Origin of the sequence: Mesorhizobium sp. B2-6-2 (genome assembly GCF_006440615.1) — a bacterium.
In the GTDB taxonomy this organism is placed as follows: domain Bacteria; phylum Pseudomonadota; class Alphaproteobacteria; order Rhizobiales; family Rhizobiaceae; genus Mesorhizobium.
In genome coordinates this window covers 280,864-305,456 of sequence record NZ_VFUG01000003.1, presented here as the reverse complement: position 1 = coordinate 305,456, position 24,593 = coordinate 280,864, and the positions used below count along the sequence as shown (strand labels likewise).

The following is a 24,593-nucleotide window of genomic DNA, read 5'->3' as shown; positions in this document are numbered from 1 at the left end:
GATTCAACGAAAGGTCATCCTGATCTAGTGTCCAACTCTCAACGTCAATGCCTAGAAGCCAGCTCCGAAATAAATGGTCGGTTCGCCTGTCCCGGCGCTGGCAGAATCGATTTCCGGTCAGCTTTGCATGGAATCGGCTATCGTCGCTCTCGGATAAAAGATGGGTGGAGTCGCCTATGAAAGCTGTCGTCTTTGAAAAATTCGGCGAGGCGCCGACGATCCGGACCGTTCCCGATCCGAAGCCGGCCGCCGACGGCGTGGTCATCAAGGTCGAGGCTACGGGTCTTTGCCGCAGCGACTGGCATGGCTGGATGGGCCATGATGACGGCATCACGCTGCCGCACGTCCCCGGACATGAGTTGGCTGGCGTCGTCGTCGCCGCCGGCAAGCAGGTCGGCCGCTGGAAGGCCGGCGATCGTGTCACGGTCCCCTTCGCGGTCGGCTGCGGCCGCTGCTTCGAATGCACGTCTGGCAACCATCAGGTCTGCGAGCACCAAACGCAGCCGGGCTTCACCGGCTGGGGCTCGTTCGCCGAATATGTCGGCATCGAGCACGCCGACACCAATCTGGTGCGCCTGCCCGAAGAGATGGAATTCGCCACCGCCGCCAGCCTCGGCTGCCGCTTCGTTACCTCCTTCCGGGCCATCGTCGACCAGGGCCGGGTGACGCCGGGCGAATGGGTCGCGGTGCACGGCTGCGGCGGCGTCGGCCTCTCGGCGATCATGATCGCCAGTGCCATGGGCGCCAATGTCATCGCCATCGACCTCACCGACGAGAAGCTGGAATTCGCAAAAAAGATCGGCGCGGTGGCGACGATCAATGCCTCGGCGACGCAGAACGTCGTCAAGGCCGTCAAGCAGATCACCAATGGCGGCGCGCATATGTCGATGGATGCGCTCGGCCACCCGACCACATCCTTCAACTCGATTGCCAATCTGCGCCGGCGCGGCCGCCACGTTCAGGTCGGGCTGATGCTGGGCGAGCATGCCCGTCCGCAAGTGCCGATGGACAAGGTCATCGCCTTCGAGCTCGAAATCCTCGGCAGCCACGGCATGCAGGCCTACCGCTATTCCGCGATGATGGAGATGATCCGCACCGGCAAGCTGAAGCCCGAATTGCTGGTGGGCAAGAAGATCAGTCTCGAAGAGGCGCCCGCCGCGTTGATGGCCATGGGCGGCTTCGAGGGCATCGGCATTGGGGTGGTGACGAAGTTTTAGTTCCCCGACACAGGGATTTTGAAAGGTTGCCGTTTGTCTTGGTGTAAGATTCATTTCCGTGAAATCAGCGCAAACGCCGGGGATTGGTTGAAGCCGCCCCAACGTCGTCATTCTATGGCGGAGCAAGGAGCGAAGCGACGCGCGCAGACCATAGAATCCATTCCGTGACTTGGAAGCGCCGCCACGGCGCAGAATTCTGCTCCGTTGCACGCCCTGGCGAAGGTAACGGCATGGATTCCAACGGAGCTTCGCTCCTGCTTTGCCCTGGAATGACGATCGCGACGGGCGTTTCGGCCAATCTCCAACGCATGCCACCTGCCAACGCAAACAGAGCCGATCGGTCAAAATCCCTGTGCAGTGCGCCTATGCGCACCCGGCAAAACCGAGCGCGATTACGGGAAGCCACCCCTACCGCGCGAACTTCTTCGCCCCGAACACGCAGGCCACGACGCCAAGCGTCACGACAACCATCAGCGGGCTGACCTTTTCGTGCAGCAGCGTCGCCGCCAGCGCCAGGCCGAAGAAGGGCTGCAGCAGCTGCAGCTGCCCGACGGCGGCGATGCCGCCTTGCGCGAGGCCGCGATACCAGAACACGAAGCCGATCAGCATGCTGAACAGCGAGACATAGCCCAGGCCGATCCAGGCGCCCGAACCGATCGCCGCAAAGGATGGCGGCAGCGTCGCGAAGCTCAACGCCAGCATCACCGGCAGCGACAGCGCCAAGGCCCAGCAGATCACCTGCCAGCCGCCGAGCTTGCGCGACAGCTTGGCCCCTTCGGCGTAACCCAGCCCGCAGACGATGATGGCGCCGAGCATCAGGCCGTCGCCGACCGGCGACGCGGTCACGCCTTGCGCTAGCGCGAAGCCCGCCACTAAAGCGCTTCCCAGACACGAGAACAGCCAGAAGGCCGGGCGCGGACGGTCGCCGCCGCGCAGCACGCCAAAGATCGCGGTGGCCAGCGGCAGCAGGCCGACGAAGATGATGGAATGCGCCGAGGTGACATGTTTCAGCGCCAGCGCCGTCAGCAACGGGAAGCCGACCACGACACCCAGCGCAACGACGACGAGCGAGATCAGGTCGCTGCGCTCCGGACGCTTCTCGCGAAACAGCAGCAGCATCGCAATCCCGAGCAGGCCGGCGATCGCCGCCCGGGCAGCCGTCAGGAAGGTCGGATCGAAATCCATCACCGCCACCCGCGTCGCCGGCAGCGACCCGCTGAAGATCAGCACCCCAATGAAGCCGCTGAGCCAGCCGTCGAAACTCTTTTCCATCATCCGCTCCGTTTGTGCTCCCGTACGGGACAAGCCATGGCATCACCAGAGACAATGAGGTACAATTCGACAAAACTGTAATGGTCGGCAGGGAAGTACAGATGGACGCATCGGACCCAAACGCCAGTGGCGCCACCCTCGTCGAAACCGTCATGGCGGCAATCCGCCAGCGGATCGCGGCGCGCACGCTGACGCCCGGAGCCCGCCTGCCGTCGATACGAGCCATGGCCAGATCCATGCAGGTTTCAAAATCGACCGTGGTCGAAGCCTATGAGCGCCTTGCAGCCGAAGGCACGATCCGTTCGCGGCCTGGCTCCGGCTTCTACGCCGCCGGCCAGCTCGCGCCATTGTCGCTCGCCGAGATCGGCCCACGGCTGGACCGAGCCGTCGACCCGCTCTGGGTGTCGCGGCAATCGCTCGAAGCCGGCGAGGAGATGCTGAAACCCGGCTGCGGCTGGCTGCCGGCGTCCTGGATGCCGCAGGCCGCCTTGCGCCGGGCGCTGCGCGCTGCTGCCCGTGCCGACGACGTGACGCTTGCGGACTACGGCACGCCGCTCGGTCTGCCGCCGCTGCGCCAATTGCTGGCAAGGCGCATGGCCGACCATGGCGTCGAGGTCTCGCCGGACCAGATCATGCTGACCGACTGCGGCACCCAAGCGATCGACCTTCTGTGCCGCTTCCTGATCGAACCCGGCGATGCGGTCCTGGTCGACGATCCCTGCTATTTCAACTTCCATGCGCTGCTGCGAGCGCATCAGGCCAAGGTGGTCGGCGTGCCTTACACGCCTTCGGGACCGGACATCGAACTCTTCGCCGAGGCGCTCGCCGAGCACCGGCCGCGCCTCTACATCACCAATTCCGGCATCCACAACCCGACAGGCGCGATCCTGTCGCCGGTCACCGCGCATCGGCTCCTGAAACTCGCCGACCAGGCGGATCTCACCATCGTCGAGGACGATATCTTCGCCGACTTCGAACACAGCCCTGCTCCGAGGCTTGCGGCCTTCGACGGGCTGCAGCGCGTCGTCCAGATCGGCTCCTTCTCCAAGACGCTGTCGGCCTCGGTGCGCTGCGGCTTCATCGCGGCACCAGCCGACTGGATGGAGGGGCTCACCGATCTCAAGATCGCCACGACTTTCGGCAGTGCGCGGCTATCCGCCGAGCTGGTGCTGACCCTGCTGAAGGACGGCAGCTACCGCAAGCATGTCGAGCAGTTGCGCACGCGCCTGTCGCGCGCCATGGCCGAGACCGCCGGCAGGCTGACGGCGATGGGCATCATGCCCTGGATCGACCAGCCTGCCGGCATGTTCCTCTGGTGCCGCCTGCCCGACGGCATCGATGCCGCAGATGTCGCCCGCCATGCGCTCTCGGACAATGTCGTGCTGGCGCCCGGCAACGCCTTCAGCCTGTCGCACACCGCCGGCCGCTTCATGCGCTTCAACGTCGCGCAATGCTGGGATCAGCGTATCTTCGGAGCGCTTGAGAAAGCGATGTCGGCATCGCGCCGCAACAAGCTGCATAGATGACTTGATCAGCCTGGTGAACCGACGCCGCCAGGTCTGTCGAGATTCAGGTCAGGCCGAGTCGAAAATGGTGGATTCCGAGACCGGAGCGGAGTGTGCTTTAAGCACGTGAGCACCGGGAGCGCAGGAAGCCGCCATTTGCAGACCGGCCTCACCTGAATATCGGCGGACCTAACCGGCCCGCTTGCGGCGCTCGTACATCATCACCAGCGTTTCGGCCGTCAGCGCCGGCTTCTGCTCGCCCTCGATCTCGACGGTGTTGGCCGCCTTCATCAGATACTGTCCCGGACCGCGATCCTCCATGGAAAGCAGCGTGGTGCGCAGCCTGATGCGCGCGCCGGCTTTTACCGGCGCCAGGAAGCGCACCTTGTCGAAGCCGTAGTTGAAGGCGGCCTGGGTGTTTTCCGGCACGATGCCCATCTCCAGCGCCAGCGCGCCGATGATCGACAAGGTCAGGTAGCCATGCGCGATCGTAGTGCGGAATGGGCTCTGCCGTTTCGCCCTTTCGGGATCGACATGGATCCATTGGTGGTCGCCCGTGCACTCCGCGAACTGGTCGATGCGCTGCTGGTCGACCGTCGTCCAGTCGGACACGCCAAGCTCCTGCCCGGACATCATGCGCAACTGCTCGAAGGTCGGCGGCGTTCTCGGCCGTGTTTCCGTCATTCCGGCTTTCCCATCACTCTTGCCTGTCTCCCGACCATGAAGCGGCGGCCTCTGTCAATTCGCCGCCCCGCGATTTTCGCCGGTAGAGTTGATGCTATGGGGCAGGCCGAGAACGCTCGGACACCTGCGCCGGTTGCATCGATTGTCGGTCGGTGATGGGTCCGAAATCGCCAGGTGGCCTATTTCTTTTCGTAGCCGGCGCGGATTTCCGCCATCGCATCCCGGATCCGGTCGCGCAGGATCTCGACCGATTCGGTGCTGGATTTGCGCACAAGGTCGGCCACTTCGCTGGCATTCTTCAGCGTCGTCTCGAACGACCTGCGGGCAAACTCCGCCTGCTTGCTCATCAGGTCCTGCGGATTGCCGGGCGTCTGATAGTTCTGCGCCATCCGCGTGATCTCATACATGGCATTCTGGACCATCTCATGCTGCCTCGCCAGCACCGAGGATGCGCCGGCCGCACTTGCCCTCGCCGATTTTTCCAGGGCTTCGAGGTTCTTGCGGTGATGGTCGAGGATCGCCTGGACGTCGACATTCGGCAGCTTGAGGTCGCGGCCGAACCTGCTGAACATGTCGAGGAACGAGTCCGATTCCGGTTGTCTTGCCATGCTCTGCCTCCCTGCCGGCCGCCATGCGGCGCCCTTGCAGGAGAATAGTGTTCCTTGGGCCGGCGTCAATTGACGAGGAACAGCCGCTCCGCCGCATGGAGCGCCAGCCCGGCAAGCCCGCCGACGATCATGCCGTTGAAGCGGATATATTGCAGGTCCCTGCCGATGTTCAGCTCGATCAGCCGCGTCAGTTGCGCCAGGTCCCAGCGCTTGACCTGATCGGCGATGAATGTCGACACCCCGCTCTTCTGGCTCTCGACGAACGAAGCCAGCGCCACGACAAAACCCTGGTTCATATCGGCCCTGATCTGGGCGTCGTCGGCCAGATGCCTGCCGACCTCGACAAACATGTTGGCGAGGTGCTCGCGGATCGTCGAATTCGGCGCATTGACGTCCTGCTCGATGAAAAGGCGCAGGCTAGTCCATGCATCGCCGGCAAGCGCCCGCACCTCCGGACGTCCGAGGAAATCGCGCTTCAGCTTCTCGGCGCGCCTTGCATATTGCTTCGAGGTCCTGAGCCGCTCGATGAAGCCGAGCGCAAAGCGGTCGAATTCGATGCGCATGGGATGATCTGGATCGGCCCGCACCTCATCGAGCAGCGAACCCGCCGACGCGACGATCTTCTTCAAGAGATAGGCATCGGCGCGAAACAGGTTGAACAGCGACGGCAGTTCCTCGCGGATCTTTTCGCGCATCGTCGCCAGCGCCTGCTCGTCATTGAGGAAACGCCCGACGACCCGGATGAATTCGTCGAACAGCTTCTGGTGGCGGCGATCGTCGGTCAGCGCCGACAAAAGATCGGCCGCGAGCGGCGCCAGCGGCACCTTCTCGATCTGCTCCAGCATGCGGCTGGTGACGAAGTCACGGAGACCTGATTGTTCCACCGCCGTCAATGTCTGCGGCACCAGGCGTACGACGAATCGCGACAGATCGGAGGCGCGTTCGGCGTCGGCCAGCCAGTCGGCGACCAAAGCGGCGAAATCGACCTCGGCGAGCTTCTCGCGCACCGGCTCCGGCGCCAGGAAATTGGCCTCGATGAAGCGGCCGAGATTGTCGGCGATCCGGTGCTGGTTCTCCGGAATGATGGCCGTGTGCGGGATCGGCAGCCCGAGCGGCCGCCGGAACAGCGCGACCACGGCATACCAGTCGGCGAGGCCGCCAATGGTCGCCGCCTCGGCGAAGGCCGCGACGAAGCCGAGCCATGGATGGCCGCCCTCGAAGGACTTGGCGAGCGCAAAGACGAGGATGCACAGCGCGAGCGCCGCGGCGGCGACGAACTTGGTCCGCCGCAACGCCGAGAGCTTCGCCTTGGCATCGGCGTCGAATCGAACCGGCGCGAGGGTTGAAGCTGACTGTGACATGGAAAGGCCGTTTCCTGTTTGCACCCGCTTCTATCTAGTGGCTGCGCCGGCAAAACGCTCGCTCGAAGCGCAGGAGCGATATCCGGCGACTATCCGCGCCGGCATGCACAAAAAGTTGACACGATTATTCAGCTATGTACCGGTCCAGTCTGGAATTGTTCCAAACTATGGGCCATATTCGGCTTTAAGCTAATATTTCGCGAGGATACCATGCGGCTCACGCGCCAGACCAATTATGCGATGCGCATTCTGATGTACTGCGCCGCTAACACCGAAAGGCTGAGCCGCATCCCCGAGATCGCCGCCGCCTATTCGGTGTCCGAGCTGTTCCTCTTCAAGATCCTGCAGCCGCTGGTCGAGGCCGGCCTGGTCGAGACCGTGCGCGGCCGCAACGGCGGGGTGCGGCTCGGCCGCGCGGCGGAACAAATCAACCTGTTCGATGTCGTGCGCGTCACCGAAGAGAGTTTCGCCATGGCCGAATGCTTCGAGAACGACGCCGCCGAATGCCCGCTGGTCGACAGTTGCGCCCTGAATTCGGCGCTGCGCGAGGCGCTCAACGCCTTCTTCGCCGTGCTTTCCCGCTACACCATCGCCGACCTCGTCGCCGCGCGCCCGAATGTGCGCAGCCTGCTCGGCATCGACCTCCTGGAGCAACGCGCCCCGGCAGCGTGATCGACGCTTTGTCGAAGGCCGCCGCCGCCCGCGACTTCCCGAGGGGCGATGCCGCCCATGGCTTCGTCATTCTAGGGCGGAGCAAGGAGCGCAGCGACGCAGCGCAGACCCTAGAATCCATTCCGTGACGTCCGAGCGCCGCAGCGATGCAGAACTAGCGACGTCGGCGCCAGCGCTCGTTCAGGATCGCTGCATTCTTCGGCTGATGTAACGGAAAGGATCCTCGGGTCTACGCGTCCGCTTCGCTCCCGCTCCGCCCGTGGATGACGAAGGTGGGAAAGTCCTCGCGGCCAAGTCTACGCTGCCGATTGCGGCAACACGAACGGCATGTTCGCGGCAGGCAGAGCACCGACCTTCAGCCGGCAGTCGAACACCCTCTCGATCAGCTCGTCATTGAGCACGTCCGTCGGCGACCCCGCGGCGGCCAGTTGGCCGCGAGAGAGCACGAAAATTCGGTCGGCATACATGGCCGTCAAATTGAGGTCGTGCAGGATCGCCACCACGCCGCCGCCGCGCTGGGCGAAATCGCGCGCGATGTTCATGATGATGAGCTGGTGCTTGATGTCGAGGCTGGAGACCGGCTCGTCGAGGAAGAGGTAGCGCGGCCGCCCTTCGAGCACCGGCGCCCAGACCTGGCAGAGCACGCGGGCGAGCTGCACGCGCTGCTGCTCGCCGCCGGAAAGCTCCTGGTAGAAACGGCCGGCAAAGCCGTCGAGATCGACCCGCGCCAGCGCCCGCTCGGGCAAACGCGCATCCTCGCCGGGCAGCACGCCGGAGCGCCCGCCGATCAGGCCGAGGCGAACGATCTCGCGCACGGTGAACGGGAAGGACGGAGCCGTGGCCTGCGGCAGCACCGCGCGCAGCGTGGCCGCCTCGACCGGCTTCATGGCGGACAGGTCGCGGCCGTTGAGGGTGACGGTGCCGGTATAGGCAAGCTCACCGGTCAGTGCCTTGAGCAGCGTCGTCTTGCCGGATCCGTTCGGTCCGACGACGGCCGTCACCTCGCCGGGCCGCGCCGCGAAATCGACATGCGAGACGATGCGCTTGCCGCCGATCGCCACCGAAATGTCGCGCGCTTCGATCATGGCGAACTCATAAATCAACGACGCCGCGCTTGCGCAGCAGGATCCACAGGAAGAACGGCGCGCCGGCGACCGCGGTGACGATGCCGATCGGCAGTTCGGCCGGCGCGACGATGGTGCGGGCGACTGCGTCGGCGACGAGAAGCAGCGATGCGCCGAGCAGGGCCGAGGCCGGCAGCAAATAGCGGTTGTCCGGACCGATCGCCAGCCGCAGCACATGCGGCACGACAATGCCGATGAAGCCGATGCCACCGCTGACCGCGACCGAAGCGCCGACCGCTGCCGACACCGCGACGACTGCCGTGTATTTCAGCCGCTGCACCGCAATGCCGAGATGGCCCGCGGTCGCTTCTCCCAGCGCCAGCGCGTTGAGGCCGCGCGACAGGAACGGCATCGCCGACAGCGCCAGCACGATCACCGGCCCCACGGTGCCAATCTTCGGCCATGTCGCGCCAGCCAGCGAGCCGAGCTGCCAGAACGTCAGGTCGCGCAGTTGCCGGTCGTCGGCCATGAAGATGAGGACACCCGTCAGCGCCATGGCAAGAGCGCTGATGGCGATTCCGGCAAGCAGCATGGTGGCGACCGACGTCCGCCCCTGGCGCGTGGCGACGGCGTAAAGCAGCAACGTCACCGCGAGCCCGCCGAAGAATGCCGCGAGCGGCAAAGCGAGCGTGCCCAGCGCAAGCGTGACGGGCGCAAGCCAGGTCGTGCCGACCACGATGATCGCCACCGCACCGAGACTGGAGCCGGCGGAGACGCCGATCAGGCCGGGATCGGCAAGCGGATTGCGGAACAGCCCCTGCATCACCGCACCGCAGACGGCCAGCGCCGCGCCGATCAGCACGCCGAGCAGCACGCGCGGCATGCGGATGTCATAAACGATCAACTGGTCGCGCGCGGCCAACGCCGCGTCGGCAGGCATGATGCCTGTAAACCAGCCGCGTATGACGCGGACCGCGGAGGCGTCGGAGGCGCCCGATGTCAGCGACAGGAACATGCAGACAGCGAGCGTCACACACAAGAGCAGGATGACAAGCCTTGCCCGGGCCGAGCGGTCGCCATCGGCTGCCATCGCCCGGTCCGCGCCGGCAATGGATTGTTCGGCCATCACCGCTCAGTCCTGGACCTGGTTGCCATAGAGCGAAACGGCAAGATCATGGATGGCTTCGGCCGTGCGCGGCCCGAAGCCGAGCAGGTAGCCGCCCCCCATGCTGGTCATCTTGCGGTCGGCGCCCGCCGGTGTTGAAGCGACGGCAGGGTTGGCGAACAGCTCCTCTTCCGAGATCGGCGGTCCGCCGCCCTTCATCGTCAGGATGACGTCCGGCCTGGCGCTGACGATCGCCTCGTCGGTCATCGACTTGTAGCCGGAAAAACCCTCGACCGCATTGACCGCGCCGGCCAGCCTGATGATGCCGTCGGCCGCCGTGTCGCTGCCCGCGGCAAGGATCTTGCCGCCCTGCGTCGACAGCACGAACAGCACGCGCTTGCGATCCTTGACCGCAGCCGTCTGCTTTTCGGCCGCCGTCAGCTTCGCGTCCGTTTCGGCAACGAGCTTCTCGGCCTTGGCCCCGACCCCCAGCGCTTTTCCCACGACGCGGATCTTTTCGAGGATGCCCTCATGATTGTAGCGGTCCGGCACCTCGATGAACGGCACGCTCGACTTCTTCAGCACGTCGACCGCTTCTTTCGGGCCGCTGCCCTGCAGCGCCAGGATTCCGGTCGGATTGACCGACAGGACGCCCTCGGGCGACAGCGCGCGCATATAGCCGACATCCGGCAGCTTCGCCGCCGCCTCGGGATAGTTGCTGGTCGAGTCGCGGGCGACGAGGCAGCCTTCCTCGCCGAGCGCATAGACGATCTCGGTGATCGAGCCGCCTATGGAGGCGATCCGCGAGCTGTCCGAAAGGACAGTCGTGCCTTCATCCGCCGTGGCCGGCTGCATGGCGACGGCAAGCAGGACGCCGAGCATCGGCGCAAGCGCCGCGCGGAAACTGAGAGCAAAGCGCATTGGGTGCTACCTCATACAGCGGTCGGATTGGGAATGCGGGGCAGGTTCTCGGCCAGAAAACGCCAGTCTTCCCGCTCGCCTTCGCCTTCATGGCGCTTGCCGAAGAACTGGATGATCATGCCGCCATCGGCGTCATAGGCCTCCAGCGAGGTGACATGGCCGTCCTTGGTCGGCTTGCGCACCGCCCAGACCTCGTGGATGTGGTCGGTCCTCAGATGCAGATGGAAAGTCTCGTCGAGCACGTTGAGCCACGGACCCATCGGCTTGACCGACTTGATCGGGCCGGAATGGATCTGGATGCAGCCGCGATTGCCGACGAAGCACATGATGGGCATCTCGCCTGCCGCAGCGTGGTGGAACATGGCGCTGACCGCGTCATTATCGAGCAGCCAGGCATAGTCCTGGCCCACCATGCGCACGGCCTCGCGGCGGCTGAGCTTCAGCGTTTTCAGCATGCCGAAGAACTGATGCACGTCGGTAAGCCGGCTCCAGCGGTCGCGCAGATCGCCGATCGAGGCAGCCGAGCCCTGCCCTTCGTCCTCTCCTTCCGCGGCGCTTGGGAGGATCGCGACGGTCGGTTCCTGGTTCGACGATTCGAGGCTCGCCACCAATTTCTGGTAGGCATAGAGATTGGATGCGGGCTTTAGATGCACCTTGTGCACCGCCTCGCCCGCCGCGTCGAAGAACTGCAGGCTGCGGCGGATCTCGCCGCCGTCGCGCTTTTCGACGGCAAAGCCGTGCGCCCAGGCCTTCGGGAAGATGCGCAGGTCGATGTTCTCGCCAAGCACCATGGCGTTGTGGTTGCCGGTGACGACCTTGTCGTAGACGCCGATCTTCTCGTGCACGGCGCTTTCGTTTCGGGTCAGCGCCATCACCTCGCCGACCGCCTCGAGCCCGGTCAGCAGATCGTTGACACGCGGCTCGACGCGGACAGTGCCGAAGCCGCAGTGCGCCGCGACCAGTTCCGCTTCCGAAATGCCCAGTTGCGCCGAGAGATCGCGCTCCCGCATTTTCGGATTTTCTTCTCGCGCCCGCCGGATTTCCTCCGGCGACGGCTTAACGCGCTGGTCCATTTCGTCCACCTGCAATGTCTTCCACCCGTGCTGACTGATATGTGCTGGCCTAACCCCGCCGGTTCCGATCACTTGTTGAGGATCAGCTTGCCCTGGCGGGTGATCTTCAGGCGGTAGAGCGCGCCGTGATGCTCGATGCCGATCTCGTGCTCGCCCTGGAACAGCGTGTTGCTGGAGAGCGTCCTCACCGCCAACGGCACACGTTCGTAACGCATCTGCGTGTCTTCCGGACGGCGGACGCGATAGCGGAAATCGTTGGGATTGTGCGTGTTCATCGGGTCGGTCCTTTCCTCTGACGGCCACCTTGGCCGCAGCCTCTCAAAATGCCGATTCAATTCTTGACTCGAATAATCATGTTTACTAGTCAGTGCATTACCGGAGTAAATGAGTCAACATTTAAGACGCCGGATGTGATCAAAAATGCGAGCGAGCCACCGGCCAGCCAGCTACGAGCCTGAATCTGGAGTTGGGGCATGGGGTTGGCGACTTGGGGACGGACGGGCCTGGCTGGCGATAGCGTGGGGCCGGGCTTCCGATCGATTGCAAAGACAATCGCCGCATTGATGGCCGGAGCGGCGGCGATTGCGCTCAGTGCGCCCGCCGTGCAAGCGCAGCAGGCCGCGCAGACGGCGGTCAACCAGCAGCAGTCCGATCAGAAAAGGCAGGCTGACGAGAAGGCCGCGGCCGAAGGGACCCTGCTCGACAAGATCCTCGTCATCAGCCGCACCGGCGAAACCGCGATCCAGTCGCTGGCTTCCGCCAGCCATGTCGACCAGGAGCAGCTCGACCGCCGCATGGCGACGACCCCGAACGAGATGCTGCTCGGCGTGCCGGGTGTCACCGTGCAGGCCGACGCGCGGCGTGTCTCTTCGAGCATCAACATCCGCGGCCTGCAGGATTTCGGCCGCGTCGCGGTCATCGTCGACGGCGCAAGGCAGGACTTTCAGCGCTCGGACCACGGCACGCAGTCGACCTTCTATGTCGATCCCGAGCTGATCAAATCCGTCGACGTCATCCGCGGCCCGACCGCCAACACCTATGGCTCCGGCGCCATCGGCGGCGTCGTCTTCTTCGACACCAAGGACGCGGCGGATTTCCTCAAGCCGGAGGAGACTTGGGCCGGCTCGCTGACCGGGCGCTATGAAAGCAACGGCAAGGGCTGGACCACCAGCGCCACCGGCGCCTACCGGATCAACGAGAACTGGGATGTTCTCGGCAACATCGTCTATCGCGACTACGGCGACTACAAGAACGGCGGCGGCGACACCGTTGCAGGCACCGGTTTCGACGTGCTGAGTGGCCTGCTCAAGACTACGATACGCCCGACCGAAAACAGCGAATTGAAATTCGGCTGGGTCGGCTCGAAGGACGGCTGGACCGAGACTAGCGGCGGCGTGCCGGCCAACGACGTCGATTTGAAGTCGAACACTTTCACGGCCCGCTACAACATCACAGACGATGCCAGGAGCTGGCTCGACCTCCACATCAACGCCTCCTACAACAAGACCCTTCTCGACCTGACCACGCTCACCGCGCAGAACCGCTTCGATCCGGTCACCGGCCTGCCCGTGGTGCTGCCGATCGGCTCGCTGTCGACCTTCGATGTCGGCACGACCGGCATCGACATCTGGAACACGTCGCGCTTCGAGACGGCGAGCGTCGCGCACGAACTGACCTATGGCGGCGACTGGGTCGGCGACGACGTCGATACCGGCGGCAGCGCCGGCGGCGACTCATTCTACACGCCGTCGGGCAAGCGCAACGTCTCCGGCGCCTATATCCAGGACAAGCTGACCTGGGAGTGGATCGAGGTCATTGGCGGTCTGCGCTACGACAATTACAGCCTTAAGGACGATACGAACGAGGCGTCCGGCGACAGGGTTTCGCCGCGCATCACCGTCGGCGTCTCGCCCTTCGAAAGCGCCGGTCTCGCCGGCCTGCAGTTCTACGGCACCTACGCCGAAGGCTATCGCTCGCCCGCGCTGACCGAGACGCTGATCAGCGGCAACCATCCGGCCGGCGTCAGCTTTCCGTTCCTGCCCAACCCGAACCTGAAGCCCGAGACCGGCAAGACAGTCGAGTTCGGCGTCAACTACAAGCGGAACGACATCATCGAGGGCGGCGACGCGCTGCGGCTCAAGGCAGCCTACTTCAACAACAATGTCGACGATTATATCGATGGCGTGACGCTCTCGCCCTTCGATCCAACCAGCGGCTGCCCGTTCGGCCCGGGCATTCCGATCTGCTTCCAGTACCAGAACTTTGCCAAGGCCAAGATCGACGGCTTCGAACTGGAAAGCGTCTACGACGCCGGCTGGGGCTATGCCGGCCTGTCGGCCTCCATCATCGACGGCCGCACCATCTCCTATGAAGGCGAGCGTGCCGACCTGGCCACCACCCCCTCCTCGCAGGTGACGGCCCAGCTCGGCCTGCGCTTCCTCGAGGACAAGCTGACCGTCGGCGGCGAAGTGCAGTACAACGGCAAACCGAAGGGCAATCCGGTGGCCAAGGACTTCACGCTGGTCAATGCCTTCGCCAGCTACCAGGCGACGGACAGTCTCAAGCTCGACTTCCGTGCCGACAATCTGTTCGACGTCAAATACACCAACCCGCTCAACGGAAGCACGACCGCCGCCCTCTACGAACCCGGCGTCACGCTGAAGCTGGCGGCAACCATGCGCTTTGGGGGCTGAGGAATGGAAAGCTTGACGGCTCGCCTGCTGACCTCGGCGCTGGCGATGTCGCTCGGCCTGGCACCGGTGTGGGCCCAGTCCGCGCCGGCCCTCGTCTCAGGTCCGGCCTGCCTCCGGTCCACCGCCATGGGCGGCAACCGATCTTGATTTGACAATTCCTTGTCGCGTGCGGCAGGTCTCGGCGCGAGCCATGCAGGACATCAATCACCCTTCGGATGCAAGCAGTGAACCGGCGATCAAGCCGGACGCGCCGCTCATGCAGACGCGGCAATCCGCGGGAGACCGCAGATGGGCAGTGGCGATCGTCGCCTCCGGCCTGCTCCATGGCGCCGCCGCGGCGGCGTTTCTGATCGCACCCGCGGGGACATTCGATCCTGCGGACGCGATCAGGGCCGAGGGCGCCGACCAGTCCGGCGCCAACGTCATCGGCAGCGCCTTGGACGAAGAGGCGTCCGGCGCGGTGGATGTTACCCTGGTCCCGGATCCGCAGCCGGTGAAACGCCAGGCCGCGAAACCCGCTCCGCCGACCGAGGCGACGCAGCCGGCAAGCGAGCAAGTGGTGCGCCAGCCTCCGCCGGAAGCCGTCAAGCAACCGGCTCCTACCCCGGATATCCTGGCAGCCGCCACACCGCGCCAGGATGATCAGAGCGTCTCCATGGACAGCAAGCCGACGCCCGCGATCGAGCCGCAAAGCACACAAGCGCCCCCTGCCGAGCCTGAGCAAACACCGGTCCCGAGCGCGGCATCGAGCGCACCAGCCGGATCGGCGGGGCCAGGCGAAACCGTTGAACCGCGCGGCACGGCGGATGGCGATACGCGCGATGCGCCGGTCGTCGCCAGCAAGGGCAAGAAACAGGCCGCCGGCAATGCGCTGGAGTCCCGCTACAGCGGTGAAATCCAGAAGAAACTTGCCCGCGCCAACCGTCGCGTTTCGAAATCGATCCAGGCCAAGGCTCGCAACAATGCCAGGGTGGTTTTCGTCGTCGCGGCCGACGGCAGCGTCAGCGATCTGCAGCTCGCCGAAAGTTCAGGATCCGCCGAGCTCGATCAGTTCGCTTTGACGCTGGTGCGCAAGCAGGCACCGTTCCCTCCCATTCCACCCGAGACCGGAAAATCGAGTTGGGTGTTCAAGGCGCGGATCGGCCCTTTTTAGAACCTTCCCATCCTAAGAATTCGTCCATGTCGAAAGGAAGCCAATGTACATCGCCATGAACCGCTTCAAGGTCCAGAACGGCTCGGAAGAAGCCTTCGAGAATGTCTGGAAGAACCGCGATTCCAGCCTCTCCGAAATGCAGGGTTTCAAGGAATTCCACCTGCTGCGCGGCCCCGTCAGCGAGACCGAGGGCTACACGCTGTTCGCCTCGCACACGGTCTGGGCAAGCCAGGAGGATTTCGTCGCCTGGACGAAATCGGAAAACTTCCGCGCCGCCCATCGCAACGCCGGCGGCTCGAAGGTGCACTATCTGGGCCATCCGCAGTTCGAAGGCTTTTCGGTAGTCGAAGGCGCTTGAACATGCCTTTGCCAAACAAGATTGTTTCGCGCCGGCTGGTCGCACCGCACACGGATTTTGACTGGTCGGCTCTGTTTGCGTTGGCAGGTGGCATGCGTTGCAGATTGGCCGAAACGCCCATGGCGATCGTCATGTAGGGCGGCGCAGGAGCGAAGCTCCGTCGCGAAGACCCTGGAATCCATGCCGTTACCTTCGCCAAGGCGTGCAACGGAGCAAAATTCTGCACCGTGGCGGCGCTTCCAAGTCACGGAATGGATTCTATGGTCTGCGCGCGTCGCTTCGCTCCTTGCTCCGCCATGGAATGACGAGGTTGGGGGCGGCTTCAACCAATCCCCGGCGGTTTGTGCTGGTTTCACGGAAATGAACGGAAAATCTTGCACCAAGACAAACGGCAACCTTTCAAAATCCCTGTGTCGGAGAACTAGTTCCTCGACACAGGGATCCTCAAACTTGTCGGCGAGTCAGTGAAATCAGCGCAAACGCGGGGGATTGGCTGAAGCCTCCTCAACCTCGTCATCCACGGGCGAAGCAGCCGCGAAGCGGCGTCGCGGAGACCCGTGGATGACGATCGCGATGAGCGTTCCGGCCAATCGCCAAGGCATGTAACTGCCTACGCAGACATAGCCGACTGGCCAAAATCGCCGTGCTTGGGAACTATGCTGCCGCCAGCAGGCTGGCATTGCCACCCGCCGCCGTGGTGTCGACGCAGACCGCGCGTTCATGCGCGTAGGCCGCCGGGTTCAGCACTTCGCTGACCAGCGGCACGATCGGCCCGGAGCGCTCGGCAATCACCTTGCGCACGATCCGCGCCGCCTCCGGCGTGCCGGAGAAGGCGACAACATCGACCCGCAGCGAGCGCGCTTCGACCGGATCGGGCCTACCGTCGATCGCCGCGAGCGGCAGACCCTTGCCGATCAGCGCTGACAGCGCCGCCGGCGCGCCCGGCGCCACCGCAAGCACCGCATTGCCGGCCGCGAGCGCCTGGATCGTCTGGAAAAGCAGCGTCTCTGCATCCGGGCCGAGGCACAGCACCCGGCCGCGCGGCGCCAGCGACAGCGTGTTGGCCTCGCCGGTCGGTCCGGGCAGGTCGACCTGGCCGAAATCGAGGCTGGCAGCGGCAGCAATCGCCGCCGCGCCCTTGCCGCGCAGATGCTTCCTCAGGATCGCCACGCGATCCGGTCGCGTCGACCAGCCGCCGAGCGTTGGGCTCGGCAGATTGTCGGCAAGCTCGGTCGCGGTCACCTTGTGGCCCTCGCAAAGCTCGGTGCCGGCCTCAGGCCCCTTGCGGAAGCGGCGCAGGTAATGCGGTCCGCCGGCCTTGGGGCCGGTGCCCGAGAGCCCCTCGCCGCCGAAGGGCTGCGAGCCGACGACGGCGCCGATCTGGTTGCGGTTCACATAGATGTTGCCGGCATGGATGCCATCGACGAAATGCTGGACGCGGCCTTCGATGCGCGTGTGCAGGCCGAAGGTCAGCCCATAGCCCTTGCGGTTGATGGCGGCGATCACCTGGTCGATCTCGTCGGCGTCGAAGGTCGCGACATGCAGCACCGGGCCGAACACCTCGCGCTCCATTTCCTCTATGCCTTTGACGCGGAAGACATGCGGCGCGACGAAGCGGCCGGTTGCCGGCGCTTCCAATTTCGCGATCAGCCGGCCTTCCAGCCCCTTCTTCTTGCAATAGTCGCTGATCGACGCTTGCGCCTCGTCGTCGATAACGGGGCCGACATCAGTCGAGATGGCCCAAGGATTGCCGACCTTGAGCGCTTCCATCGCGCCCTTCAGCATTTCCAGCATCTTCTTTTCGACGTCCTTCTGCACGTAGAGAACGCGCAATGCCGAGCAGCGCTGGCCGGCGCTCTGGAAGGCCGAGGCGAGGATGTCGCGCACCGCCTGTTCCGGCAGCGCGGTGGAATCGACGATCATCGCATTCAAGCCGCCCGTTTCGGCGATCAGCATCGCATCGGGCGCCGCGGTCTCGGCCAATTGCTTCTCGATCAGCTTGGCGACCTCGGTCGAGCCGGTGAAGCAGACGCCGGCAATGCGCGGGTCGGCCGTCAGCGGCGCACCGACCGAGGCGCCATCGCCCGGCAAAAGCTGAATGACATCCTCAGGCACGCCGGCCTCGCGCAGCATTTCCACGGCGCGGAAGGCGATCAGCGGCGTCTGCTCCGCCGGCTTCGCGATCACCGAATTGCCGGTGACCAAAGCCGCCGCGATCTGGCCCGTGAAGATCGCCAGCGGAAAATTCCACGGCGAGATGCACACGATCGCGCCGCGCGCTTGCGTGCCCGCTTCGGCATTGGCCGCCTCGGCGGCGTAGTAGCGCAGGAAGTCGACCGCCTCGCGCACTTCGGCGATGCCGTCGGCCAGCGATTTGCCGGCCTCGCGGGTGGCGAGAGCGAAGAACTCGACGGCATTGGCCTCGTAGAGGTCGGCGGCGCGGTTGAGGATGGCGGCCCGCTCGGCAACCGGGCGCTTTGCCCAGGCGGGTTGCGCGTCGACGGCGATGCGCACGGCGGTCGCCACCTGATTGGCCGCCGCCTCATGCACCGTACCGACGATCTCGTCGGGCTTGGCCGGATTGACGATCTGGCGCGGCTGACCGTAGCCGGCGGCGCGCGTGACCGGCTTGGCGTGCCAGCGATCCGCGCCGGCGAACGCCGCCCTCGCCTTGTCGACGGCCGCGAGCGTCACCGGATCGGTGATGTCGAAGCCCTTGGAATTGTGGCGTCCGGCGCCGAAGATCGCGGCGGGACGAGCGATCGCCGGATTGGCGGCCGGCCCCTGCGTCTCGATAACCGCGAGTGGATCGCGCGCGATCTCCTCGGGCTCGACTTCCTCGTCGGTCAACTGGTGCACGAATGACGAGTTGGCGCCGTTCTCCAGCAGGCGCCGCACCAGATAGGCAAGCAGGTCCGAATGCGCGCCGACAGGCGCATAGATGCGGCAGCGCGTGCCTTCGGCCTGCCGCACCGTCTCATGCAGCGCCTCGCCCATGCCGTGCAGGCGCTGGAACTCGAAGCTGTCGCGGTCCTTCGCCATCGACAGGATCGCCGCCACGGTGTGCGCGTTATGCGTGGCGAATTGCGGATAGATGCGGTCGGTCATCGACAGCAGCTTCTTCGCGCAGGCGAGATACGAAACGTCGGTGTTGGCCTTGCGGGTGAACACGGGATAGCCGGACAGGCCGAGCGTCTGCGCCCGCTTGATCTCGGTGTCCCAATAGGCGCCCTTCACCAGCCGCACCATGATTTTGCGATCGTATTTCCTGGCGAGCGCATAGAGCCAATCGATGGCGAATGCCGCGCGCGGGCCATAGGCCTGTATGACGACGCCGAAACCGTCCCATCCGGCAAGCTCCGGCTCGGCCAGCACGCGCTCGATGACGTCGAGCGACAGGTCGAGCCGGTCCGCCTCCTCGGCGTCGATGTTGAGGCCCATGCGCGAATGCCGGGCGGCAAGCGCCAAGGACAGCAGCCGTTCGGCCATCACCGGGAGCATGGTCTCGCGCTGCGCCACCTCGTAGCGCGGATGCAGCGCCGAGAGCTTGACGGAGATGCCGTGATTGTAACGGATGTCGGGGCCGTTCGACCCGGCATCGAGCGAGGAGATCGCGTCCGCATAGGCGCGGTGGTAGCGCTGCGCGTCGGCTTCGGTGCGGGCCGCCTCGCCCAGCATGTCGAAGGAATAGAGGTAGCCCTTCTGCGTCATCGGCCGCCCGCGCTTGACGGCCTCGGCGATGGTTCGGCCAAGCACGAACTGCTCGCCCATCTCGCGCATTGCCGCAGCGACCGCCTTGCGGATCACCGGTTCGCCAAGCCTGCGCACCATGGCGCGCAGCGTGCCCTCGATGCCGCCCTCGCCTTCGTCCAGCACGCGGCCGGTCAGCATCAGCGCCCAGGTCGATGCGTTGACGAAGATCGAGCTCGAGCCGCCCGAATGCGCCGACCAGTCATGCGGCGCGATCTTGTCGGCGATGAGATCGTCCATCGTCTCGGCATCGGGCACGCGCAGCAGCGCTTCGGCGAGACACATCAGCGCCACGCCTTCCTTGGTCGACAGGCCGTAGGCCGAGAGGAAGACCTCCATCAGCCTGGGATCGGTCGAGCCGCGCACCGCGCGCACCAGATCGGCCGCGCGCGCCGAGATCGCCTTGCGCTCTTCCGCCGAAAGCCCGGCCGTCGCCGACAGGCGCTTCACCGCCTCGTCTTCGTCGGGCAAATAATTGGCGCGGATCTGCTGGCGGATGGCGTCGAGCGGCATGGCGGGTCCATGAAAGCGAGCGTGAGCGAACGGTCTGGCGGTCGCCGGACCGAATGGCGCAAGCTAGCACAGCTGCGGATTCCAGTCGGTCCAAAGAAATCGACATGACAGACTGATCGATCTAACATATAGCGAATAGTCCCATCATTTCGACTGCAATTTTGATGACCGAAGACCAATTGGACCGCATTGACCGCAACATCCTGTCCGCGCTCGGGCGCGACGGTCGGCTTTCGATGTCTGAACTGGCTTTGAAGGTCGGCTTGTCGAAGACGCCGGTGCAGGCGCGCGTGAAGCGGCTGGAGAAGGGCGGCTACATAAGAGGCTATCGCGCGGTCATCGACCGCGAGCGCATGGGCGAAGGCCATGTCGCCTTCGTCCAGGTGAAGTTGTCGGACACGCGCTCCGCAGCGCTCGACGCCTTCAACCGCGCCGTTCAGGGCGTGCCGGAGATCGAGCAATGCCACATGATGGCGTCGAGCTTCGATTATCTGCTGAAGGTCCGCACCACCGACATCGCCGCCTATCGCCGCGTGCTCGGCGAGCGCATCTCCGCCCTGCCCCACGTCGCCCAGACGTCGACCTTCGTGGCGATGGAGACGGTGAAGGACCGCTAATCAGACAGCGTCCTCAGGAAAGCCACCAGCGCGGCCCGCTCGCGCTCGGACAGGTCGAGCGGGTGCACTTCCGAGACGCCTTCCACGCTGGGCGGCGCCTTTGAATAATGCGCGACCACCTCATCGAGCGTCGAGAACTGGCCGGCATGCATGTAAGGCGGGCGATCAGCCGCGCCCCTGAGCGAGGGCGTCTTGTAGGCGCGCGTGATTTGCGGCCCGTCCTTCACCATGAAGCGCAGCTCGCGGCAGGCGCTCTCGTCGCCGTCGCGGAACTTGCCGAGGCAATTGAAAGGATCGGCCCCGACCTGCGCCACGGCATCGACGCGCCCGCGGTCAGGCGGCAGACCGTCGACCGGCGGCACGCCGGTGTTGTGGAAGGAGTTGTCGGTGAAGCGCGGGCCGTTGTGGCAGGTCACGCAATTGGCCTTGCCGATGAACAGCTTCAGCCCAAGGACTTCCTCGGGCGAGAATGCCGTGTCCCCTTCCGGCTTGGCGCCGGTCGCCAGATCGATGGCGAAGCGATCGAAGCGCGTCTGCTGAGGCTCGATCGATCGCTCGAAGGCGGCGATCGCCTTGCCGATATTGGCGAAGACGCGGTTGACGTCGTCTTGCCGGCCGGTGGGCATGGCGTTCCACGCCGCCTTCTCGGCGTCGCTGCCGAGCGGGGTGGCATTGGCCGGCACGCTGGAAAGGTCCGGCAGCGGTCCGAAGATGCGCTCATAGCGCTCGCCGAACCGCTTCACGATGTAATGCGCGAAGGCGGCCCGGTTACCAGCCTGCTCGAGCGGGTTTTCAAGCGGCGTCAGCGCCTGCGCCCACAGGCTGTCGCGCCTTCCGTCCCAGAAGAACCAGGGATTGCGCGCCACGCCCGCCAGCGGCATCGTGCGGCGGTTGGTGTGGCCGACGCCGACAGCCTGCGGCAGGTCGTCCTGGAACTGGCGGTCGATCTTGTGGCAGGTCGAGCAGGACACCGTGCCGTCGCGGCTCATGCCGGCATCGAAGAACAGCGTCGAGCCGAGCGCGGCAGCCGCCGGCACGTCCGCATACTGGTTGGTGGTGTCGACTTTGAGCGAAGGCAGCGTGTTCAGCGCCAGCGACGCGATGGTTTTCTTCTCGGCATCGCTGAACTGCGGCTCGCCGCAGCCGCCCAGCAAGGCGAGAGCGGCCAAAGCCAAGAGGCTAGAGCAATTCCAGGAAAAGTGCGCAGCGGTTTTCCGTCCGGAATTGAGCAAAAACAAATACTTAGAGCGGTTCCGCGATTCGGTGAAACGCTGAACCGCTCTAACAACGCTGATCAGCCGCCTCATCGCTCGCTCACAAAACGATGTTGAAGACGACGGAATCGGAGCCCGCCGCCGCCGAGATACCGAAGTGCAGCTGCCACCAGCCGCTCATGGTGAACTTCACGCCGTCGATGCGATAGCGCCCCTGGCCCAAATAGTCGGTCGCCTGCGGACTGGTCGGCAGGCCGTGATCGTGCTGCGGCATCCCGCCGGAAACGGTGATGGCCGCTCCTTCCACCGGCGCGCCGGCGGCGGTCTTCAGCGTCAGCAGCCAGGACTGCAGCTCGCCCTGCCGGACGACGCCGCGCTCCGGCTCGAAGCTCGCGACGAACAGGCCGTTCGCCGTCTTTTTCGAGCGCGACAGGTCCGGTCCGGGCGCCGATTGCGGCAGCGTCAGATAGATGGCGGCCACGATGCCGACCAGCAGCGCGGCCAAACCGAGACCCGCAAGAATGTAACGCCATATCGATGCCAAACCCGTTCCTCTTCGGCTGCTAACGTCGCGGGCCGCTTGTCGCGTCCCGCCCTGCCTGTGGGAAATCGCTTCTGGCGCAAAAATCGCCGGTAGCCAAGCATGGCGCTGCCGGCCGCAAAAAGCTACAGCAACAAGATGTTAGGAAGGGATAGGCCCGCATGGCCAATGGTATCGCATCGATCGGCGAATGCATGCTGGAACTGTCGGGCCAGGCCGGCCCGAACTGGCGCATGGGCTTTGCCGGCGACACCTTCAACACGCTCTGGGCACTGCACGCCTTGAGCCCGGATCGGCCCGCGACCTATGTGACGGCCTTCGGCGACGATCCCTTCTCGCACGACCAGATCGTTTTCTTTGCCGAGAACGGCATCGGCATAGGCAACAGTCCGGTCATTGCCGGCGCGCGCCCCGGCCTTTACGCCATAACGCTTACCGGAGCCGAGCGCGCCTTCACCTACTGGCGAAGCGACGCGGCCGCGCGCCAGCTCGCCTCGGATCCGGCAGCACTGGCAAAAAGCCTTGAAAACCAGGCGCTTGTCTATTTTTCCGGAATCACCCTGGCAATTCTGGACGCGGCGGCGCGGAAAACCCTCCTCTCGGCCGTGGCGGCTGCCCGCAAGGCCGGCTCGCTCGTCGCCTTCGACCCGAATTACCGGCCGCGTCTGTGGCCGAGCCGCGCGGCAGCTCAAGCCGCGATCCTGGAAGCGCTTGCGGTGGCCGACATCGCGCTTCCGACTTTTCCGGACGAGCAGATGTTGTTCGGCGATGAGACCCCCGAGGTCACAGCCAAGCGCCTGGGCAAGATGATCGGCGAGGTCGTGGTCAAGAATGGCGAGCAGCCGGCCCTGATTGCGCTGAACGGCGCTTCACAAACTGTCGACGCAGTACATGTGGCTGCCCCCGTCGACACCACCGGCGCCGGCGATTCCTTCAACGGCGGCTATCTCGCCGCCCGGCTTGCCGGCCACGCGCCTGCCGACGCGGCGCGCCGCGCCCACAAAGTCGCCGCCGCGGTGGTGCAGGTTCGCGGCGCGCTGGCGCCGTTTGAGACCTTGCGGATGGCCTTCAACAGTTAAGCGCTATCGAAGCTTGGGCAGGAATCACTTCAAAATCGGTAAACTTTAGGGCAAGCGGAACCGATATTCCGTCACCTGATGATAGATCTGCCCGGGCCACAGCGTCGCCTGCGGGAAATAAGGCCGGTTCGGCGCGTCCGGCCATGTCTGCGCTTCGAGGCAGAGGCCTGAAAAAGCCTTGTAGCGGCGGCCGTCGAGACCCGGCGATGTCGGCGCGACGAACTGACCGCTATAGAGCTGCAGTCCCGGTTCGGTGGTCCAGACTTCCATCTCGACGCCGGAATTGGCGCCTTGCACCCAAGCAGCCTGGTGCAGCGGCCCGCGGCTGGAGGCCAGGCAGTAATTCAGGTCGTAGCGAAGCTGCTCGCCTTCCATTTCCATGCGCAGCGGCCGCGCCTGCCGGAAATCGTAGGGCGTGCCGTCAACCGGCTTCACCACACCTGTGGGGATCATCTCGTCATCGACCGGCGTGTAGGCGCCGGCGTTGAGCATCAGCCGGTGATCGAGGATGTCCCCCGCGCCGCCATCGTCGAGATTGAAATAGGAATGCTGCGCGAGGTTGCAGAGCGTCGGCTCCTCGCAGGTCGCGGTCAGCTCCATGCTGAGCGTGCCTGGGATCTTCAGCCGGTAGGTGCAGGTGACGTCGAGCGCGCCGGGAAAGCCCATCGCGCCGTCCGGATCGTGCAGCGTCAGCGTTACGAAATCGCGGCCATGCAGCGAGACGGTCCATGGCCGGCGGAAAAAGCCTTCCGAGCCGCCATGCAGCGTGTGCTTGCCGAGAAAATTCTGCTCAGTCTGGAAGCGGTTGCCGGCGATGGTGAAGCGGCCGCCGCCGATGCGGTTGGCGAAGCGGCCGACGACGGCGCCAAAGAAGGCGCGGTCGGTCTCGTAGGGCTCGAAGCGGTCGTAGCCCAGCACCAGCGGTGCGTCATGGCCGCTCAGCCTGAGGTCCTGGATGATGGCGCCGAGCCCGATGATGTTGGCCGTGATGCCGCCGCCGCGGATGGTGAAGCGGCGCACGGCCTCGCCCGCCTGCGTCGTGCCGAAGACCTCGCCGTCTTTCATCGCCATGCCCGAAATGTCGTTTCCGATCCGTGGATTTAGGCCGGCTGCGCATCATCCGGCAAGGGCAGGCTAAAGCAATTCCAGGAAAAGTGCGCAGCGGTTTTGCGCCAAAACAAAGCCAAAGAGCA

Annotated in this window: 21 protein-coding genes; 8 read left to right on the top strand and 13 right to left on the bottom strand. The window is 65.0% G+C overall.

The annotated features are described in order from the left end of the window. The first annotated feature begins 176 nt into the window (after window positions 1-176). Window positions 177-1,217, top strand: coding sequence for a zinc-dependent alcohol dehydrogenase family protein (locus FJ419_RS09515; protein ID WP_140690221.1), 1,041 nt, complete (start codon window positions 177-179; stop codon window positions 1,215-1,217). 408 nt (window positions 1,218-1,625) lie between these two features. Here the strand turns inward: FJ419_RS09515 and FJ419_RS09510 are convergent, their stop codons facing one another. After that, complete coding sequence (locus FJ419_RS09510) at window positions 1,626-2,489, bottom strand: DMT family transporter (RefSeq protein ID WP_140690211.1); 864 nt, start codon at window positions 2,487-2,489, stop codon at window positions 1,626-1,628. A 101-nt stretch (window positions 2,490-2,590) separates the two neighbouring features. On the opposite strand from FJ419_RS09510, the gene FJ419_RS09505 reads away from it, so the two are divergent. Further along, the gene (locus FJ419_RS09505) at window positions 2,591-4,015 is read left to right on the top strand and encodes a PLP-dependent aminotransferase family protein (protein WP_140690198.1); all 1,425 of its coding nucleotides are present in this window, start codon (window positions 2,591-2,593) and stop codon (window positions 4,013-4,015) included. A gap of 168 nt (window positions 4,016-4,183) precedes the next feature. On the opposite strand, the gene FJ419_RS09500 is transcribed toward FJ419_RS09505, so the two are convergent. The 3 genes from FJ419_RS09500 to FJ419_RS09490 all read right to left on the bottom strand — a co-directional run bounded on the left by FJ419_RS09500 (window position 4,184) and on the right by FJ419_RS09490 (window position 6,647). Continuing rightward, entirely contained in the window at window positions 4,184-4,678 is a 495-nt protein-coding gene (locus FJ419_RS09500; protein ID WP_140690188.1) for a MaoC family dehydratase, read from the bottom strand. 179 nt (window positions 4,679-4,857) lie between these two features. Then, the gene (gene phaP / locus FJ419_RS09495; RefSeq protein WP_140690179.1) at window positions 4,858-5,286 is read right to left on the bottom strand and encodes a TIGR01841 family phasin; all 429 of its coding nucleotides are present in this window, start codon (window positions 5,284-5,286) and stop codon (window positions 4,858-4,860) included. Window positions 5,287-5,351: 65 nt separating this feature from the next. Beyond that, complete coding sequence (locus FJ419_RS09490) at window positions 5,352-6,647, bottom strand: DUF445 domain-containing protein (RefSeq protein WP_140690168.1); 1,296 nt, start codon at window positions 6,645-6,647, stop codon at window positions 5,352-5,354. Window positions 6,648-6,857: 210 nt separating this feature from the next. Here FJ419_RS09490 and rirA point away from each other — a divergent pair, with 210 nt between their 5' ends. Continuing rightward, window positions 6,858-7,319, top strand: a complete 462-nt coding sequence (gene rirA / locus FJ419_RS09485; RefSeq protein ID WP_140543679.1) for an iron-responsive transcriptional regulator RirA — start codon at window positions 6,858-6,860, stop codon at window positions 7,317-7,319. Between the two features lie 296 nt (window positions 7,320-7,615). Here the strand turns inward: rirA and FJ419_RS09480 are convergent, their stop codons facing one another. The 5 genes from FJ419_RS09480 to hemP all read right to left on the bottom strand — a co-directional run bounded on the left by FJ419_RS09480 (window position 7,616) and on the right by hemP (window position 11,757). Beyond that, the gene (locus FJ419_RS09480; protein WP_140690157.1) at window positions 7,616-8,404 is read right to left on the bottom strand and encodes a heme ABC transporter ATP-binding protein; all 789 of its coding nucleotides are present in this window, start codon (window positions 8,402-8,404) and stop codon (window positions 7,616-7,618) included. Window positions 8,405-8,411: 7 nt separating this feature from the next. Then, the gene (locus tag FJ419_RS09475; protein ID WP_140690154.1) at window positions 8,412-9,509 is read right to left on the bottom strand and encodes an iron ABC transporter permease; all 1,098 of its coding nucleotides are present in this window, start codon (window positions 9,507-9,509) and stop codon (window positions 8,412-8,414) included. A 6-nt stretch (window positions 9,510-9,515) separates the two neighbouring features. Next, window positions 9,516-10,409 carry a hemin ABC transporter substrate-binding protein gene (locus FJ419_RS09470; protein ID WP_140690151.1) on the bottom strand — a complete coding sequence of 298 codons (894 nt, stop codon included), beginning with the start codon at window positions 10,407-10,409 and terminating at the stop codon, window positions 9,516-9,518. An 11-nt stretch (window positions 10,410-10,420) separates the two neighbouring features. After that, on the bottom strand, window positions 10,421-11,482 hold the full coding sequence (locus tag FJ419_RS09465) for a hemin-degrading factor (protein WP_140690147.1): 1,062 nt from the start codon (window positions 11,480-11,482) through the stop codon (window positions 10,421-10,423). 68 nt (window positions 11,483-11,550) lie between these two features. Continuing rightward, window positions 11,551-11,757, bottom strand: a complete 207-nt coding sequence (hemP, locus tag FJ419_RS09460) for a hemin uptake protein HemP (protein ID WP_040981784.1) — start codon at window positions 11,755-11,757, stop codon at window positions 11,551-11,553. 198 nt (window positions 11,758-11,955) lie between these two features. Here hemP and FJ419_RS09455 point away from each other — a divergent pair, with 198 nt between their 5' ends. From FJ419_RS09455 to FJ419_RS09445, 3 genes are all read left to right on the top strand, one after another. Further along, complete coding sequence (locus FJ419_RS09455) at window positions 11,956-14,175, top strand: TonB-dependent hemoglobin/transferrin/lactoferrin family receptor (RefSeq protein ID WP_140690144.1); 2,220 nt, start codon at window positions 11,956-11,958, stop codon at window positions 14,173-14,175. A 190-nt stretch (window positions 14,176-14,365) separates the two neighbouring features. Then, entirely contained in the window at window positions 14,366-15,328 is a 963-nt protein-coding gene (locus FJ419_RS09450; protein WP_140690141.1) for a TonB family protein, read from the top strand. A 43-nt stretch (window positions 15,329-15,371) separates the two neighbouring features. Next, a complete protein-coding gene (locus tag FJ419_RS09445) occupies window positions 15,372-15,686 on the top strand; it encodes an antibiotic biosynthesis monooxygenase (RefSeq protein ID WP_140690138.1) in 315 nt (104 codons plus the stop codon). A gap of 654 nt (window positions 15,687-16,340) precedes the next feature. Here FJ419_RS09445 and putA read toward each other — a convergent pair. Then, window positions 16,341-19,949: a bifunctional proline dehydrogenase/L-glutamate gamma-semialdehyde dehydrogenase PutA gene (gene putA / locus FJ419_RS09440; protein WP_140690135.1), complete on the bottom strand. Its 3,609-nt coding sequence runs from the start codon at window positions 19,947-19,949 to the stop codon at window positions 16,341-16,343. Between the two features lie 164 nt (window positions 19,950-20,113). Between putA and FJ419_RS09435 the strand changes: the two genes are divergently transcribed. After that, window positions 20,114-20,566: an Lrp/AsnC ligand binding domain-containing protein gene (locus tag FJ419_RS09435; RefSeq protein ID WP_140690125.1), complete on the top strand. Its 453-nt coding sequence runs from the start codon at window positions 20,114-20,116 to the stop codon at window positions 20,564-20,566. On the opposite strand, the gene FJ419_RS09430 is transcribed toward FJ419_RS09435, so the two are convergent. Beyond that, a complete protein-coding gene (locus tag FJ419_RS09430; RefSeq protein ID WP_246679159.1) occupies window positions 20,563-21,741 on the bottom strand; it encodes a cytochrome c peroxidase in 1,179 nt (392 codons plus the stop codon). The two genes, FJ419_RS09435 and FJ419_RS09430, sit on opposite strands and share 4 nt — an antisense overlap. A 139-nt stretch (window positions 21,742-21,880) precedes the next feature. After that, window positions 21,881-22,324: a FixH family protein gene (locus FJ419_RS09425; RefSeq protein ID WP_140690096.1), complete on the bottom strand. Its 444-nt coding sequence runs from the start codon at window positions 22,322-22,324 to the stop codon at window positions 21,881-21,883. A gap of 158 nt (window positions 22,325-22,482) precedes the next feature. Between FJ419_RS09425 and FJ419_RS09420 the strand changes: the two genes are divergently transcribed. Next, window positions 22,483-23,400: a sugar kinase gene (locus tag FJ419_RS09420; RefSeq protein WP_140690081.1), complete on the top strand. Its 918-nt coding sequence runs from the start codon at window positions 22,483-22,485 to the stop codon at window positions 23,398-23,400. A gap of 45 nt (window positions 23,401-23,445) precedes the next feature. Here the strand turns inward: FJ419_RS09420 and FJ419_RS09415 are convergent, their stop codons facing one another. After that, window positions 23,446-24,471, bottom strand: a complete 1,026-nt coding sequence (locus FJ419_RS09415) for an aldose epimerase family protein (RefSeq protein ID WP_140690073.1) — start codon at window positions 24,469-24,471, stop codon at window positions 23,446-23,448. Window positions 24,472-24,593 lie beyond the last annotated feature (122 nt).